General features: G+C 55.9%; 12 protein-coding genes. 8 read left to right on the forward strand and 4 right to left on the reverse strand.

Annotated elements, in window-relative coordinates:
- Positions 1–19: 19 nt before the first annotated feature.
- Entirely contained in the window at positions 20–679 is a 660-nt protein-coding gene (locus K325_RS0117695; RefSeq protein ID WP_029655593.1) for a hypothetical protein, read from the reverse strand.
- Positions 680–948: 269 nt separating this feature from the next.
- Between K325_RS0117695 and K325_RS0117700 the strand changes: the two genes are divergently transcribed.
- Positions 949–2,565 (forward strand): methyl-accepting chemotaxis protein, encoded by a 1,617-nt coding sequence (locus K325_RS0117700; protein WP_029655594.1) that lies wholly within the window; start codon positions 949–951, stop codon positions 2,563–2,565.
- Between the two features lie 25 nt (positions 2,566–2,590).
- Here K325_RS0117700 and K325_RS0117705 read toward each other — a convergent pair whose 3' ends face one another.
- Positions 2,591–3,238, reverse strand: coding sequence for an MBL fold metallo-hydrolase (locus tag K325_RS0117705; protein WP_029655595.1), 648 nt, complete (start codon positions 3,236–3,238; stop codon positions 2,591–2,593).
- 203 nt (positions 3,239–3,441) lie between these two features.
- Between K325_RS0117705 and K325_RS0117710 the strand changes: the two genes are divergently transcribed.
- Genes K325_RS0117710 through K325_RS0117725 form a run of 4 tightly spaced genes read left to right on the forward strand, consistent with a single transcriptional unit; the run spans position 3,442 to position 9,045 of the window.
- Positions 3,442–4,080 carry a Wadjet anti-phage system protein JetD domain-containing protein gene (locus K325_RS0117710; RefSeq protein ID WP_228128490.1) on the forward strand — a complete coding sequence of 213 codons (639 nt, stop codon included), beginning with the start codon at positions 3,442–3,444 and terminating at the stop codon, positions 4,078–4,080.
- On the forward strand, positions 4,073–7,015 hold the full coding sequence (locus tag K325_RS0117715; protein ID WP_029655597.1) for a hypothetical protein: 2,943 nt from the start codon (positions 4,073–4,075) through the stop codon (positions 7,013–7,015). Before K325_RS0117710 ends, K325_RS0117715 begins: the two co-directional genes overlap by 8 nt.
- Entirely contained in the window at positions 7,008–8,423 is a 1,416-nt protein-coding gene (locus K325_RS0117720; RefSeq protein ID WP_029655598.1) for a hypothetical protein, read from the forward strand. Before K325_RS0117715 ends, K325_RS0117720 begins: the two co-directional genes overlap by 8 nt.
- Positions 8,424–8,427: 4 nt before the next feature.
- A complete protein-coding gene (locus K325_RS0117725) occupies positions 8,428–9,045 on the forward strand; it encodes a condensin complex protein MksE (protein WP_029655599.1) in 618 nt (205 codons plus the stop codon).
- Positions 9,046–9,050: 5 nt separating this feature from the next.
- Here the strand turns inward: K325_RS0117725 and K325_RS0117730 are convergent, their stop codons facing one another.
- Positions 9,051–10,898 carry a diguanylate cyclase domain-containing protein gene (locus tag K325_RS0117730; RefSeq protein WP_029655600.1) on the reverse strand — a complete coding sequence of 616 codons (1,848 nt, stop codon included), beginning with the start codon at positions 10,896–10,898 and terminating at the stop codon, positions 9,051–9,053.
- Positions 10,899–11,079: 181 nt separating this feature from the next.
- On the opposite strand from K325_RS0117730, the gene K325_RS0117735 reads away from it, so the two are divergent.
- The 3 genes from K325_RS0117735 (at position 11,080) to K325_RS0117745 (ending at position 14,549) form a co-directional block, all read left to right on the forward strand.
- Positions 11,080–12,096, forward strand: a complete 1,017-nt coding sequence (locus K325_RS0117735) for a hypothetical protein (RefSeq protein WP_029655601.1) — start codon at positions 11,080–11,082, stop codon at positions 12,094–12,096.
- A gap of 58 nt (positions 12,097–12,154) precedes the next feature.
- Positions 12,155–12,460, forward strand: a complete 306-nt coding sequence (locus K325_RS0117740; protein WP_029655602.1) for a monooxygenase — start codon at positions 12,155–12,157, stop codon at positions 12,458–12,460.
- Between the two features lie 373 nt (positions 12,461–12,833).
- On the forward strand, positions 12,834–14,549 hold the full coding sequence (locus tag K325_RS0117745) for a carboxypeptidase regulatory-like domain-containing protein (RefSeq protein WP_084694288.1): 1,716 nt from the start codon (positions 12,834–12,836) through the stop codon (positions 14,547–14,549).
- Between the two features lie 90 nt (positions 14,550–14,639).
- Here K325_RS0117745 and K325_RS0117750 read toward each other — a convergent pair whose 3' ends face one another.
- Entirely contained in the window at positions 14,640–15,701 is a 1,062-nt protein-coding gene (locus tag K325_RS0117750) for an AraC family transcriptional regulator (RefSeq protein WP_036193803.1), read from the reverse strand.
- Positions 15,702–15,832 lie beyond the last annotated feature (131 nt).

Genomic DNA, 15,832 nt, shown 5'->3' on the forward strand with positions numbered 1-15,832 from the left:
GATTTCGAGTACCAGGGCGTTATGCTCTGGTATTCAGGCTGAAGGCATAACGCCCGGCGGGCGCTGCGGCCATTTCGGTGGGGCCGACCGTGCGGCGCAGGTTGTCGTAACGATGAATGACATCCTGGAGTCCGTTGAACTGCTGGTTCTCGCTGACCAGCGCATCCAGCAAGGTATTGTGTACACCGTAGGCCTGGTTGAGTTTTAGCGCATTATCCATGAAGTGGAGTGTGGGCTCTGTCTTGCTCAGGCGGGCCAGGGCTTCGGCAAACCCCCGGTTGTTGTCCAGATCCTGCTGCATCCTTTCCCGGATCTGATCGGGTAGGTTTCCTTCGAGCCTGATACCGCCTTGTTCATTTTTGCTGACGTTCAGGGCGGTTGCCGGGTGGACATTGTACTCGGCAAGTTTATGCCGCAGGGTCTCGCGAACGTGAGAGAGGTCCTGCGCTACGGTCTGCTTGTACTGGGTCAGAGGCAGGAGGCGTGTTTTCTGGCTGGCCTGGTCGTCTCCCGGTTGCGGAGACCGCGTGAAACGATCCCCGCTGTCGCTCTTGGGTTCGTGGTTGGGGGCCGGGATCGCCCCCGGCTTTTCGCCGGGAACATCGCGACGTTCTGCACGGGCATCCATGGCTTGCTGGAAACGCGAGCTGGCTTGTATCAATGATGTCAGCAATGACATGGCTTCGTGCCTCCTCTTAGCCGGAAAAAAACTGCCGGATTTTGCCTGGCGGACCTGCTGTTCTCGGTACTAAAGCAGATTCCGGGCCAATACGGATAAGAACCGGGCCGCAAGCGAAGCATCGAATGTGAAAAACTGCAATAAATGTCCTGAGGCGAGGCCTGGGATGACCTGAGTCATAAAATAATTGATGCATGTCTATAAAGTTATGTGCCAATTCGCCGTCATTATCATTGGATGTCCAGATCACCGTCCGTTGTCGGGGTAACATGAAAAAACAATATTCCATCCGTTTTCTATTGTTGGCAGCGCTGGCAGCGGCCTTCACTGTCATTCTGGTGTTTACCGTTGTGTACAGCGCCCAGTCCCAGCGTGCCCATCTTGAAGAATACAGTCATAAATACGTGGATGGTCTCGCCAAGTCCTTCTTTGATGGTCTGAACACAATGATGGTGACGGGGACCATCGGCAATCGTGATGTGCTGCGGGAGAAGGTGATGGCTCCGGAGGATGTTCTTGATGTCCGGGTGATTCGCAGCGACCAGCTCAACGCTATGTATGGTGCAGGGAATGCAGCCGAGCAGCGTCGTGAACCGCTCGACAGGCAGGCACTCGGCGGTGACCGTGTTGAGCACTATTCCGAGAATGAGGACGGCCGTGTCTATACTCTGATCGAACCGGTGATCGCCAGCGCCAACTATCAGGGCGTCAATTGTCTCGGTTGCCATCAGGCCAGCGAAGGTGACGTTCTTGGGGCGATCCGGGTCGATTACTCGTTGGCTAAGAGCGACACTCGCCTGCAACAGCAGTTGATGGTCAGTGGAGGTATCCAGATTCTGATTTTTGTGGGTATTTTTGTACTGACAGCCGTGGTTCTGGGGCGCCTTGTTTTTTCCAGGCTGCGAAGACTCCACGACCGCATGGACGAGATCTCCCGCAATTCCGACCTGTCCATTGAGCTTGAGGTCACCAGAAACGACGAGATCGGGTCGGTTTCCCGCGCGTTTAATCGTATGGTGGCCAAAATCCGCGCCAGTATGCATACCGTTATGGACAATGCCGAGCAGGTAGAAGCCGCGGCTCGCACCATCGCAGGAAAGGCCGAGACAACGGAGCGAGAGGTGCTTGCCCAGAAAGACAACACGGATCAGGTTGCAAGCGCAACAACGGAAATGGCTGCTTCGGCGGTTCAGGTTCGCGAGAATGCAGTGACAACAGCACGCAAGTCGGCCGATACCGCAGGTTCTGCGCAAACCGGGGAGCAGTTGGCCCGCAATGCGGTTCAGGGCATAGAATCCCTGAACGCGGAGGTTCAGAACGGAGCGCAGCGCATTGAGCAACTAGACCAGCGCACGAGCGAAATGGCCTCCCGCCTGGAGCTGATTTCCGAGATCGCGGACCAAACCAACCTGCTGGCATTGAATGCGGCCATTGAAGCGGCGAGAGCCGGAGAGCAGGGGCGTGGCTTTGCGGTTGTCGCAGATGAGGTTCGTGCTCTGGCATCCCGAACCCAGGCATCCACCGAGGAGATTCGTCAGACCATAGAGGGCCTGAAGAAAGAAGTAGTGGATTGCGTTGGCACCATGCGCCATGCCTCTGAGCTTGCTCAGCATCAGGTAGATTCCATCCTGAAAGTTGAAACCGAGCTGCAGACCATAGCGGCTGCCGTGCGTGAGATCACGGGGCTGAATGAGGAAATGGAAAGCGCAGCCAACGAGCAGAGTGAGGTGTCCGATTCCATCAACCAGAACGTGATCGAAATCAGTCGCTCTGCCGAACAGACCTCCAGCGACGCTCAGGAAACGGCGCGGATTGCCGGTGATCTTCTGGCCATGGCGGAGACTCTGCGAAAAACCATCGAACAGTTCCGCCTGGCCCAAAGCTGAGCCGGAGAGGCTCTTGCCGGGGCGTTCAGCCCCGGTGATCGGACACGAATGGGTTGGTGGTGCGTTCCTGGCCAAACGTTGACATAGGGCCGTGGCCACAGATGAAATTCACATCATCACCCAGAGGAAAGAGCTTTTCCCGAATGGAATGGATCAGAGTGTTATAGTCGCCTTTTGGGAAATCGGTGCGGCCAATAGAGCCGTTGAAGAGGACGTCGCCCACCTGAGCCAGCTTTGAGTCTGGGTGAAAGAACACCACATGGCCGGGTGTGTGGCCTGGACAATGCAGGACCGACAGGCTCTCATGTCCGATGGACACGGTGTCGCCATCTTCCAGCCAGCGATCTGGTGAAAACACCTCTGGTGCCGGGAATCCGAACATCTGTGCCTGCATGGCCAGGCCCTGAATCCAGAAATCATCGTCTTTGTGCGGGCCGATGATCTCGACCCCTTCCGATTTCGCCAGCTCTGCGGTGCCGCCAGCATGATCAATATGGGCATGAGTGAGCAGAATTTTTTCCAGTGTGATTGCTTCGGCCTTCACGGCGGCCCGAATTCGGTCAAGATCGCCTCCCGGGTCGACGACGGCGGCTTTGCAGGTCTCGGTGCACCAGAGCAGAGTGCAGTTTTGTTCGAATGGGGTCACGGGGATCACGCGGTACTTCAGGGACATAATCTGCCTCGGGTTGTAAACTTTCCGGCAAGTTTATCAAGGCGGCAACAGGTGAGCCATTGAACGACTACCTCGAGAAAATCCTTAAGGGCCAGGCAATCAACTATGAGGCCTTTCTGAAAAAACTGCCGGAGCCTTTCAGACGTCAGAGCAGGGCGTTATTTGCAACCAAACGCGTTTCCCCAAACCGATGGAGGGTGACAGTGTTGGATCAGCAAGCCTTCGAAGCTCTTCAGCAACAGATGGTTGTGCCTTTGAGTCGGGCCGAAGCGGCCAGTAAAGGAGACTCCCATCGTCACACGACCGGCGTCAGTTTTTTGCTGGTGTATCACAAGGCGCTGTCGGATAGCCGACCGGATGTTGTCGTCAACACCGGGCAGTCCGTTGCCACAGCCTTTCAGCCAGCCCCTCGGGTGCTGGTGGTTGAAAACGAAACTAATTTTTACCACTACCAATGGATGCTGGCCTACGCCAGTGATTGTCTTGGAAAGCCGCTGACGTTGTCGGATTGTGATGTGGTGTTCGGCAGTGGCAACCGGATCACGCGGCGGGCCGATGTCGATTGGTTGGCGGGCTACGATGAAGTCCTGTGTGCTTTCGACTACGATGCAGGCGGGTTGCAGATGTTCAGAACCGTCCAGGCGACCCTGGGCCGTAAAGCGCAGTATCTGCAGCCGTCGGACTGGCGGCCCTGGCTGGCGTGCTTTCGCAAAACCCCCGAAACCACCGAACGGTTTACACGAGCCGTATTGCTGGCGGAAGATCTGGGCTTTGGGCCACTGGCCCAGGCCTTCCGGAGTACGGGTAAATTCATGGAGCAGGAGATGATTCTGAATGACTGATTCGCACTCAAGCCCCGGCGCATTTGCTTTTGGTATCCGCCGCCTCGTGCTGGTGGATTCCGCAGGCTTCTGTTACGTCGAAATCCCGGTGGACAACCATGGCTTGATTCTGGGGCCGGGAAACCTTGGGAAATCCAGTCTTCTGAACTCCTTGCGCCTGTTTTTGCTGCCGGAAAACAATTTCAGGAACAGCCGGAAGAAGTTTGCGTTCCGCAACGCCAGTGCTGGTAGCTTCTATTCCAATGAAGAAAGTTACCAACACTATTTTCCAAGCCAGTTCAGTTTTCTGATCATGGAGGCTGACAATCCTGCCGGCACTCATTGCCAGATTCTGTACCGTGACAATGCCAGTCAGCTCAGCTACGGCCGGGCGTTTGTGCCGGTGAATTATGACCAGCTTCGGCCCCTGTTCTGGAATGGCGAGGACGACGAGGGAATCGGCCAGGCCGTGCCCGAACTTTCGTTCAGCCGGCTTTCCGGAGCATTGAAAAAACTTTCAAAAGACACTCGATTGGTCAACGACCCGGCAAAGCTCAAGTCCATGCTTTACAGCAGTGAGTTGATGAACGCCGAGGCCGTGCGATATTCCGTGCTGCCTTTGGGGGAGTCTGATGAACGCCGGGTGCAGTCGCTACGTACTCTGATATTGCTGTTGTTCGAGATGAAAGCGGACGACCGGGCCATGGCCAACGCGGTGGCCAGCATCATTGAGGCCGACAAGAAGTTTGTCGACGATGCCTTTGATTTCAATATTGACGATTTTCTCAACCGTCACGATCAACTGAAACAGCAGCAGCTTCAGTTTAACCGGATTGAAAAAGAGCGTCCGCGTTTTGAGAAACTGAACCGGGACTACCAGGCCTACCAGCATTTGCTGCGAACCCAGCACGAATTTGCCGCGTTTCGGGATGGGGTTTCGAATGGCCTTCAGGAAATCGGGGTCAAGCGACAAAAAGCGCTGGACGTATACAACGACCAGAATCAGACGTTGCGCCACGTGCTGCAGACCTTGAAAAATCTGGAGCAGGAAACCAGCAGTCTGAAGGGAGAAATCCGTTCTGCTGAGCGGCGCATCAAGCAGGCTGAGCAGAGCCAGAAAGACGGTGATTTGCTGGTCTCTCAATACGGCGAGATGTCGCTCCAAGACATTGAAAATATACAGAGAGAAGAGCTTGAGGGCAGGCGGGCGCATCTGGCGGCCCTCAGAAGTGCCGCTCAGGCAGAAATCCGTCTTGCAGAGATTCAGCGCAAAAAGCAGGACCTGAACCACAAGCTTGTCAGCCTGAAGGACCGGGAAAGCAAACAGAAGTGGCAGTTACAGAACCAGCTTGACGAAGCCACGGCTGCGCCACTGCGGGCGGTGGACCCCCGGCTGATGATGGCCAGCCCGGGGCAGGATCTGGATGCGGGCAGTAAAGCAGCGATTGAGGCTTTCGCCCGGTTGTTTGTTCCCGGTGCTCGGGGATACGACTGGTTTGATACCGAGTATCGGGCGGAGCCGGCCAGACAGGCAAACTTTGCCGATCAGCGCCAGCGCCTTGAAGGAGAGCTGAATGGTCTGGAGAGAGAATGGTCAGAGTTGTCAGACACGGCTAACCAGGAACACGACCGGCCCCGCCTGATTGAGCGAACGGAGAAGGAAATCCGGGCCATCGAGAAAGACCTTGAGACCTTGAGGCGGTATCCGGCTGCCGAGACTACGTTGAAGGACGCCACCGAGGAAAAACTGGCCGCAGAAGAGCAGCTCGCCAAACTGGCGGAGCAGGGTGAGCAAGAGCATGAGAAACAGGATGCGCTGACTCGAAAGGCTGGTAACGCCAAAGCAGAGAAAGAGCGCATTGAAGAGCGTGAGCGGGAATTGGCAGGCCTGAGCCGAAGCGTTGCCACCGTTGAACACCGTTTTCCGCATCTGAAGGTGGTGAAGGCGGAACAGGCACTGACAGTGGATGAAGTATCCGTCTCGACGTTTGATGACCTTCAGGCTCATCTGGATCACCTGGAAGAGCGGCGTCGTTCCATTCTCGACCACCTGCGGCAGTTTGTGTACCTGGGCATTCATGAGGACAGCGATGGGGAGTTGCAGAAAGACAGCCCCTCTTCCTCGGTGATCCGGGAGGCCTTCAAGAGTCTTTCGGATCTTTTTGCGGGCATGATTGAACGGTGGCGTGTGCTGGAAGAGCAGATTGCGATTCACAACGAAACCGTCGCCAGCTACCGGCAGGCTCTGAAATCCAATCACGAACACATTGCCCGTTTCGAATCGCAACTGAACCGGGAACTGGACGGGGTCCGCATTAACGACCTGGTTGAGATTCGTGTTGATATTCACACCGACCCAAAATTCCGCAATCTTGTCGAAGAAGCTAATAACATCGACCCTTATGGGCATCAGTTGCAGTCCGACGCGTTCTACGATCGTTTGCGGGTGTTTGTGGCAGACTTTTTCGGTGAGCAGGGCGGTAACAAACGCCTGACTATGGATAAAGTGATCACGGGCATTTCTTACCGCACTCGCAAGGAGAATGCAGTGGGTCTGGATAAGAAAGGGCAGTCTACCTCTACCACGGCGCTGATCAATCTGGAACTCGTTTATCGACTGCTCAAACGGGTGCTTTACCCGGGTGTCCAGTTGTCCTTTCCGATGGTGCTGGACGAACTGGCAAGCGTGGACATCAGCCAGATGCCATCGCTGTTGGACCGGCTGGGCAAACAGGGATTCAATCTGTTCTCTGCCGCAACTCACAGCGCCAGTGCTGAGGTAATTTACCTGATTGGCCGCCACCTGGAGGTGGGGCAGATGAGAACGGCCAGGCCATACAGTCCGCAGCGCACTCTGGTTTTCTGGGGCGGCGCAGAAGGCTTTACGAGTGGTGATGGCCTCAGCCAGTGGGTAGACCAGACCCAGAACAGCCTGCTGGAACCTGCGAATGAGTAAACGTTTCAGCACACTGGACACAACGCGGCTTCTGTTCGAGCACCCGAACATTCTGTTCCGGATGATTGAGCGGATGGATCGGAATGACGCCCGCTACATTCGTGAGAGCGATCTGGTTTCAGAAGTCATGGATTACAGCCGGAATCTCGGCCGGGCAGACCGCGAGCGGGTGCGGCTGGCCATGAACACGGACAATCTGTTTCGCAGCGGCCTGATTATCGACATCATCAAGGCGGAGGGAGAGCGGCGTCTGGTGTTTCAGGATGCCCTGATTAATCTGATGCGGGCCTGTAATGCCTCGCTCTATCAGGAGCTGACGGATGCGCGGCTGCGTGGTCATCTGGTGACGTTGAGAGACGTTCGTAACCGGCTGGAAACCAGCAGCTTCAGCAGCGCTGACCCGGATTACACGGAATTACGGGATGATCTGAATGAGCGGGTCAGTCAGTTGATTGGTTTGTTACGCCAGAACGTGTTGCGAATGCAGACCATCAGCGCCCAGTTGGCTGACCTGTCAGGCGACGCCAGTCGGGCGCCGGAGAAATATCTGGAGTTCCGGCATAACCTGTTTGAGCAGATCGTGACCCTTTACGAACGGCACATCAAGCCCACACTGGTGTTCCTGAACCCTGACACCCGGCTCCCGGATGGCAGCAACCTGTTTGAAACCTTGAGTGTGATGGTTCGATTGCTGGAGGATCACGACGATCACAGTCTGGCAGATCAGATTTTTCGCTCATCCATCAGTCTGAATGCCTTGTACAAGCCCATTCAGGCCGTCGCTCAGGAAGTTGAACATTTTCTGAGGAAGACTCGCCGGGGAATGGTGCAGTACAACGCCATGGAGCATTTCTTCGGGCAGTTGCGTGTTCTGAAAGACGATACCGAGACTCTGAGTCTGCGCCGGAAATGGCTGGAAGGCAGTGATTTTGCCCGCGCCAACGGATTCCTGGTGGGGCTTCGCTCCCAGCCAAGGCCCCGCCACTATGCTTTCGGCCAGTCTTCAAGCTACTACCAGTTACTGTTTAGTGAACTGGCCCTGCGCCGGAATGACTTGCGCCGGAAGGCTGAAATTCCGGTTCTGCAGGAGGTTGGCGGCAGTGGTCGGGGAGCTCGGATCGATGTGCAGCGTATAAACCAGCTGTACCAGTGGCTGGAAACGCTGGATCTGCGGCCAACCGGGGATCTGGTCAGAGAGCTACATGGCCGGCTGGAGGGTTTTATACCCGGTTATCGGTTCCCGGATCTGCTGGCTGCGCTGAACCGCTTGGTGCATTCTCCGCCGGAGGGAATGCGGGTGGTGACGACCAACCGGTTCCGTATTCTCGAACCGTCCACCGCGAGTGATCAGTTTGTTTATCGTAAACGCCGGTTAGAAGCGGCTTCCCTGGACTTCACAGAAGAGTAACCTCATGCCTGATTTTTCTGATGCTCTGGATGCCTCACGCACACCGGGCAACACCTCGGACTTTGATCGGATTCTTCCGACCCAAAGTGCCGCCGTTTACAGGGAGTTCCAGGCTGGACGTGTGATTGTGCGCGAAGTCTGGGATGGCAATGGGGCCGAGTTGAGGCCTAACCCGCTTTATAACCTGCTTTACAATCACTTGTCCCATTTCCGGACGTTGTACGAACATTTGGGCAGCGAGTTGGTTTTCAACGAAACCGGCGCCTTCTTTTTCCTCAAAGAAAGCAGCGACGAAGACAACGAAGAGCATGATGAAAATGCTTTTCGGGTTCAGGTTGTTTTACTGGTGATTGGTCGCTATTTCGCTCGCAGCGGACGGGATCTGGATTATCTGGCAAGACCGGAGGCGGGGTTGAATGAGCAGGACCTTGCCGTGCTGGGGGGCGATGAGGAGTATCAGGAGATGTTACGGGCTGCCCGCTTTGAAAAAGGACTGAGCGAAGCCCTGGATTATCTGGAAAAGCGTCATGTTGTGTTCCGAACAGGCCCGGATCGTTATTTTCTTAGCTCAGCCGGCATGTACTTCCTGAGTGTGCTGGTTCAGGAATACGAGCAGGGCTGACAGGGTCAGGCGAAGGCCAGGTTATTGCGGCCACTGGCTTTCACGGTGTACATAGCTTTGTCCGCTCTGGCCAGCAGTATCTCTGCCGTCTGCCCATTATCCGGATACAGGGCGATACCCACCGAGGCGCCGATCTGCACACTCTGGCCCTTAATGTTAAAGGGCTTATTCAGAACCTGAATGACCTTTCGGGCGATGTGAAGCGCATCATTGTCGTTCCCCAGTGGGCCGGTGATGATCACGAATTCGTCACCGCCACGGCGGCCCACAACGTCGTTGGCGCGCATGCTGTGCTTCAGCCGTTTCGCCACGTGGCGCAATAACTCATCGCCGGCCTGGTGGCCCAGGGTGTCGTTCACGGGTTTGAATTTGTCGAGGTCCAGAAACATCAGCGCGAAGTGATGATGTTGCCGGCGTGCTTGCTCGATGGCCTGTTCAAGGTGGGTTTCCAGAGCTGATCGGTTGGGGAGCCCGGTGAGCTTGTCAAAGTGTGCCAGACGGAACATCTGTTTTTCTGCCTGAACCCGTGCGGTGATATCGCTGAACGTCAGAATCAGTTGCTGAAACTGCCCCCTGGCGTTGCGTACCGGAGATACGGTTAACAAGTTCGGGGAAGGGGAGCTGCCTGGTGCGGTCAGCCAGACTTCGCCCTGCCAGGCATTCTCTGCCACGAGATGGCGGTGGATGGCTTCGTGGGTGATTTCCTGGCAATGCGCAGGGTCAATGAACTCCAACAGTTTTTTACCCATAAGCTGCTTTGGCTCGATGCCGGTTATATCCCCGAAGGCGGGATTGACCCGGATGATTCTCAGGCGCGTATCGCAGATGGCAATGGCTTCGTGAGTATGGTTGAAAACCTGCTGTGCCAACCGGAGCTCTTCAGAGGAGCGTGCTATCAGGGAGGCCTGGTCAACGAGAGCGTGTACGAGCGGGCGCAGGGAACGCCAGACCCAGGTGCCTGCAATGGCCGACAGAAGCATGATCAGCCCCACACTGATCACAATGTCTTTGATAAGGTCGCCGAATACCCTGGACACCCGGGAGTGCATGTGCAACTCCCAGGGGTATCCTTCAACGGGCCGGACAAAGGCCAGTACACGGGTCCCATCCGACAGGGACGAGCGGAAATGGTCCAACTCGCTGGTTGCCATGATCCTCTCTTTCTCCGCCAGGCAGCCATCGGGCGGTGTTAGTTGAAACCGTGCCAGGTCGTCCGTAAGGCTGAGCCTGCGTGTGCGCTGGGCATCAAGCAGGCAAAGGTTCGAATCGGGCCCTGTCTCGAAGGCAGGTTTGAGGGATGCCAGTTCAAACAGGAGTACGTCGTACCCCACGGGTTCGTTGTCATTCTGAATGCTTGCCATGGTCTGAAGGAGCGGTGTGCCCGCGGGGTTGCCCGGTTCCAGTGCATAGTTCTGGATATCCAGCCCGGAAGGACGGGCCAGATTGGCCGGCAGCCTGTTCGCCAAGGGGCCGACCCGGATGAGTTCCCGGCCGGAGGCATCAAAGCGGATGATGGCCGCAAGGTTGTCTATGTGGCGTGCGGAGTCTTCAAGCCGGGGGCGAGTAAGACGTTTGAGAGATTCTGCGGATAAGTGGCCATCCCGGTATTCCGCCATCATCCGGGCTAATTCTGAGCGGCTGGCTGTTTGCAGGGCTAGCCCCCGATGGTGATCGAAGATGGCTTTGATGCTTTGAGCTTTGGTGTCTGCAACCCGGCTTGCTGATTCTGTAGCCTGCTGATGAATCTGCCTGATCAGGGGCGTTGATACTGCCACGGCGATAATGCTGCCAGTGAGGACAACTGCGACGATGGCGATCGAGATAATGCGTCGTTTTTGCTCGAATATATCCATGACACCCGTTGGGAATGATCCAGTTTATACGATTATGATATCCGTTTTTTGCAACGCATATAACGAGACCCGCTCTGTTTATGTAATGAATATTGACAGGTATCAACCCTGAGTCGGATCATCGTGCAACCGCGTCCGGGCTGTTCCGTGTAGACTGGCATTTTGGTGACAGGAGCCTCGAATGTCTGACACTGCTTTGCTCAGCATGGAGCCTCGCCGGAACCTCTTCCGGGTGGTCGTGTCTGCGTTATTGATTGCGTTGCTGATCACGTGGCGGATTGACGTACAGCCGATTGAAGAGCGTTTGGTTCGTCTGCATGCCGGGGAGGTGTTTGGTCGGAACGCGGAGGTATTGCGCGAACCCGCACCGGTTCTTGCCATACTCCTGGATTATCGGGATGACCGTTTGCTGATGCTGAAGACTCAGGCCGCGCTGGCGGTCTTTCCGGACCACACGCGCTTTCTCCTGGCATTGTTTGGGGAAGAACCCGAGTTTCAGGAGGCCCTTCGGGCTCATGGTGAATATCTGATTCCTCCGGTGATGCATTTCTATCAACAGCCTGTAGGTTCGATTGAGATGGTCAATCGCGTTGCGGGCACCGGAGCGCCGCTGACAGCAGAAGCCCGAGCCTGGTACGCCGTGAATTTTGCCAATAAAGAAGGGCAGGATTTTACTGGCCAGTTTGTGGTGGCGCCGGACGGGAGTATCAAATGGATCTGGACCGACCGGTTAACCGAAGGCTTCGTCCAGTTTTTTACCAGCGGCATCCGAACGCTCGAATCCCGCTACCGCACGGACCAGCCAATTCGCGCTGGGGACGTGGGGTGGGCGGCGCTTGATGCGGTTATCATTGGCAGTGCCGTCAAGTTCCTCAAAGCGGGGCGGGCGGCGGCCGCCTCTACCCGGGCCTCTGCCGTCCCGGTGCGTTCAGCCGCCTATTCATCACGTTTGATGCGGGCTGGACGCATGGCATCGGTGATGGTGAGCAATGCGAAATGGCCGGCTGTGGCTGCGCTTGCGTACGTTGTGGTCAGGCATCCGGTTCTGCTGAACGACGTATTTGCAGGGGTTGCCCGGGTATTGGGGGTGCCTCCGTGGGCGGTGCAAGTGCCGGGCTGGTTTCTGGTGATTCTGCCGGTTCTTTTGCTTGTTCGATGGATATTCCGGACGGCGCTCTGGTTCTTGCCGAAGAGATAAGCTGGCTGTGGAAATGGTTACGGAACGATAAAAGCAAACTGTTTGAGAGGCATCTGAGATGAAAACGCTGTTGCAGGTCGATTTTCCCTTTAATGGACCCTTTGGTCAGGAAATGGTGGAAGCCATGAAAGAGCTGGCGGAATCCATCGCCCGGGAACCAGGGCTTATCTGGAAGATCTGGACCGAGAACCCCGAAACCTGCGAGGCCGGGGGAATTTATCTGTTTGAAGACGATGTGTCTGCCAGAACGTATCTGGAACTGCACACCGCCCGCCTGAAGAGCTTCGGGGTCCCGGTGGTGAACGCCAAGATGTTTCAGGTAAACGATGTCTTATCGGCCATCGATCGGGGGCCGGTGGCCTGAACGGCGACCTGCCGGCCACTCATACCTCCGTTTTCTAAAGCGCCGTGGAGTGACAGTCGGCGCACATGGCGTTCCAGTTCTGGTAGCGACCCGTCCAGTGCAGCGCGTCGTCGGGCGCGAATAATTGACCGGGATACCGTGAGAACAGGCGTTGGCCTCCGTCTTCCTTGTTTCTCGAATCCCAGGGCAATGGTCAGGGCCTGAAGTTGCCCGGGCTGGTTGCTGCAGAAGGGGGAGGTGCTGTAATCACTTTGGAGTCTGTTCTGTTGGCGCGATTTAACAATCATTGTTCGTTTTAGGTTAAGTTTTCGGTCTGGGTTAGGGCATAACATGGTCGCCGTCTCCGGTGCTGCCGGACCAGGTTAAAACAACAATGAGTGAGACTGTTATGAGCGCCAAGAGCTGTGCGACCGGCCTGAAAGTCGTCGTGTTATCCGCCGCAATGACGTCGGCCTTTCCCATCTCGGCTGCTGTGATCAGCGGTGAGCTGAGCGATTCCAAAGGTGACCCCATTGCTGGCGCGCTTGTCCGCCTGAGCGATATTCAGCGCGGGGTTTCCGAGTCTGTCTACAGTGATGCCAAAGGCCGTTACGTTCTGGAAACGGCTCTTGACGGTGAGCTGAGGCTAAGGTTTCGCGCCCATTATTTCGCGGACTATGAAGAGCAGGTGGTTCTGGACGGAGCCGATGCCTGGCTCAGAAAAAATCTTTCAATGGAGACGCTGAACACGGATCGTGAGATTTCCGAGAGTCTGGCGGCGTCCTACCATTTTAACGAGTTGCCGTTTGATACGGAGGAAGAACAGCCCTTTACCCGTGACAAGTTTCAGTTAGAGTGTCTGTCTTGCCACCAACTCGGCAATCCTTTTACCCGCACGGTTCGCCCGGCGGATTCATGGCAGCAGAGTGTGCGCCGCATGCATGCTTATATGGGGGCCGTGGGTATTACCGAAAAGGATGAGCGCCGGGCTGAGATCTTTGCCGAAGGTTTCAACGGCGAGCCCACAGAGATGCGCCCCGAGTTTCCTTATAACCAGGCCCTGGTGAACACCAAGGTATACGAGTTCCAGTTGCCAGGCTCTGGCGTGCCACACGATGCTTACGTGCACTCCGGGAACGGTCTGGTTTACACCGTAGACCAGTTTTCCGACGGCATGTTTGTTACAGACCTGAATTCTGGTGAGACGGAGTTTGTTCCTCATCCGGAACAGGATATGCCTTTGGGAGGCATCTTTACCGTTCTGGGTGTCCCGCCGGCGATGAACAAGGTTAATGTCCGTCACGGTCCACATTCTCTGGCAGAGGGGCAGGATGGCAAACTTTATGTGACCAACTCGTACTCGGCTTCTATTGGTGTGTTTAACCCGGAAACCAACCGCTGGGAACAGAAAATCCCGCTTCCGGGAAATGCGCCCTATCCGCACACCATCCGGGTCGATAATGACGGCATTCTCTGGTTCAGTGTGGTTGGGACCGAGCAGATTGGCCGACTGGACCCGACCACGGGTGACATTACCCTGATTCAGTTGCCAGAGCCGCGCCCCGTTGCTATCACACCGGCGGTGCTGACCTACGGTGTAGCGGTGAGCAGCCATGATGGCTCGATCTGGTACAGCCGGTTGTGGGGCAATCGTATTGGGCGCATCGATGCGAAAACGCTGGAGGTGACTGAAATTGAGTCTCCGGTGTTTGGTCCCCGGCGTCTGCGTTTTGCTGAAGATGGAATTCTATGGCAGACCGGTTATGGTCATGGTCAACTGGCGCGCATCGACACCAAGACCATGCAGGTTAAGGTTTACGATATGCCGGAGTTCGCACCGGATGCTCGCCCGGGACCATACTCACTGAACATCGCTCCCAAAACCGGTGATGTGTGGATCAACGAAACCATGACGGACCACATCTACCGCTTTGATCCGGTGGCGGAAGAATTCATCGCTTACCCGGCGCCTCTGCGGGGTACCTACACCAGGGATGTCACGTTCTCTGAAAAGGGATGGGCCTGCATGACGAATAACCCGATTCCGGTTCAGGCTCTGGAGGAATTCACCGGTGTGTTGATGTGCCTGGACCCGAATTACCGGGATTAATACTGGTATCTGAGTTTTACCCTTAGTTGTTGTGCACGATCTTTGCCCGGACTCCTGGTTCGGGCTTTTTTATTTCACGAAGGTTTCCCTTTACCGGAGCCAGCTTGGTCTTCGCCGCCGTTGTGACAGTAACCGGGGCATGGCCAGGATGCCGTGTTCTTTGCGCCAGTCACTTGGGCTGATGCCATACCACCGCTGAAAGGCCCGGGAAAACGCGGCGAGGTCTGAGTATCCAAGGATTCCGGAGAGTTGGGTCAGGCTCAGGTTGGACTCTTTGAGATAGCGCTCGGCCATTTCCTGACGGGTCTGGTCCAGCAGCTTCTGGAACGAGGTGCCTTCCTCCGTCAGGTAACGCTGGAGGGAGCGGGCACTCAGCATCATGTAGTCGGCAATCAGGTCGATGGTTACCCTTCCGTTGGGGAGGAAGTTTTTCATCAGGTGTTGCACGTAGGAGGGGAGTTGCTCCGGTGAGAGTTCGTCGACTTTCTCCAGGTGCTCTCGCATCAGTGAGTGCAGCTGCTGATCGGCATCGGCCAGTGGCGTGTTGAGTACCTGAGCGTCAAAGATCCATCCGTTAGTTGTACTGTCGAATTGCGGGGTGATGCCGAGAATGCGGCTGTATGCCTGGGGTGAGGCGCCGGCGGCGCTGCGAAAATGCACGCCGTAGGGGTGCCAGTTGTTACCGAGCAGCATTTTCATGAATGTTTTTCCAACGCCCACGGCAAGCTCAGCGGCCTGACGAGTGGGGGTGCCTTCCTTGAGCATGGGTTCGTAACTCAGGACAACACACTCCCCTTCAATCGTGACCGCAACTTTTCCACCATGGCTGTGCAGGTAGTAAAAGTGCATCAGTTCGTTGATGGAGTCGCCAACGGTTTTTGCATTTTTCAGCAGATAAAGCAGGCGCCCGAAAACGGCGGTTCCCTGAAAGGCCCCGTACTCCAGCCCGAACAGTGGATGTGAGGCCCTCTCAGCGCAAATTTCAAGGAGAGAGGCCAGGCGGGAGTATGAAATCAAGCTCTCGGGGTGCTCCAGTATGTCGGTCGGAAGCCTGGCTTCTGCGAGCATCTCGCGGTGGTCCAGCCCGTATTTTTCACAGAATTCGTCCAGACGCGCGAGTGCCGACGCTCTGGTGAGGTCCGTTTTAACCATAATGTTTTTTCTGATGTGTTATTGGAGTTGTTTGGAACCATAAGTCTGGTTGGGTGTGGCGTAGAAAGTCAAGTGATGGATTGGAAGGTAAAGCACCTACCCGGTTACTCAGATAATTGGCGCGATCGGTC

Origin of the sequence: Marinobacter daepoensis DSM 16072, from assembly GCF_000421165.1 — a bacterium.
GTDB lineage: Bacteria > Pseudomonadota > Gammaproteobacteria > Pseudomonadales > Oleiphilaceae > Marinobacter > Marinobacter daepoensis.

Coding starts and splice junctions, on each gene's coding strand:
- K325_RS0117695 (WP_029655593.1), bottom strand. CDS start 679: ATGTCATTGCTGACATCATTGATACAAGCCAGCTCGCGTTTCCAGCAA.
- K325_RS0117700 (WP_029655594.1), top strand. CDS start 949: ATGAAAAAACAATATTCCATCCGTTTTCTATTGTTGGCAGCGCTGGCA.
- K325_RS0117705 (WP_029655595.1), bottom strand. CDS start 3,238: ATGTCCCTGAAGTACCGCGTGATCCCCGTGACCCCATTCGAACAAAAC.
- K325_RS0117715 (WP_029655597.1), top strand. CDS start 4,073: ATGACTGATTCGCACTCAAGCCCCGGCGCATTTGCTTTTGGTATCCGC.
- K325_RS0117720 (WP_029655598.1), top strand. CDS start 7,008: ATGAGTAAACGTTTCAGCACACTGGACACAACGCGGCTTCTGTTCGAG.
- K325_RS0117725 (WP_029655599.1), top strand. CDS start 8,428: ATGCCTGATTTTTCTGATGCTCTGGATGCCTCACGCACACCGGGCAAC.
- K325_RS0117730 (WP_029655600.1), bottom strand. CDS start 10,898: ATGGATATATTCGAGCAAAAACGACGCATTATCTCGATCGCCATCGTC.
- K325_RS0117735 (WP_029655601.1), top strand. CDS start 11,080: ATGTCTGACACTGCTTTGCTCAGCATGGAGCCTCGCCGGAACCTCTTC.
- K325_RS0117740 (WP_029655602.1), top strand. CDS start 12,155: ATGAAAACGCTGTTGCAGGTCGATTTTCCCTTTAATGGACCCTTTGGT.
- K325_RS0117745 (WP_084694288.1), top strand. CDS start 12,834: ATGAGTGAGACTGTTATGAGCGCCAAGAGCTGTGCGACCGGCCTGAAA.
- K325_RS0117750 (WP_036193803.1), bottom strand. CDS start 15,701: ATGGTTAAAACGGACCTCACCAGAGCGTCGGCACTCGCGCGTCTGGAC.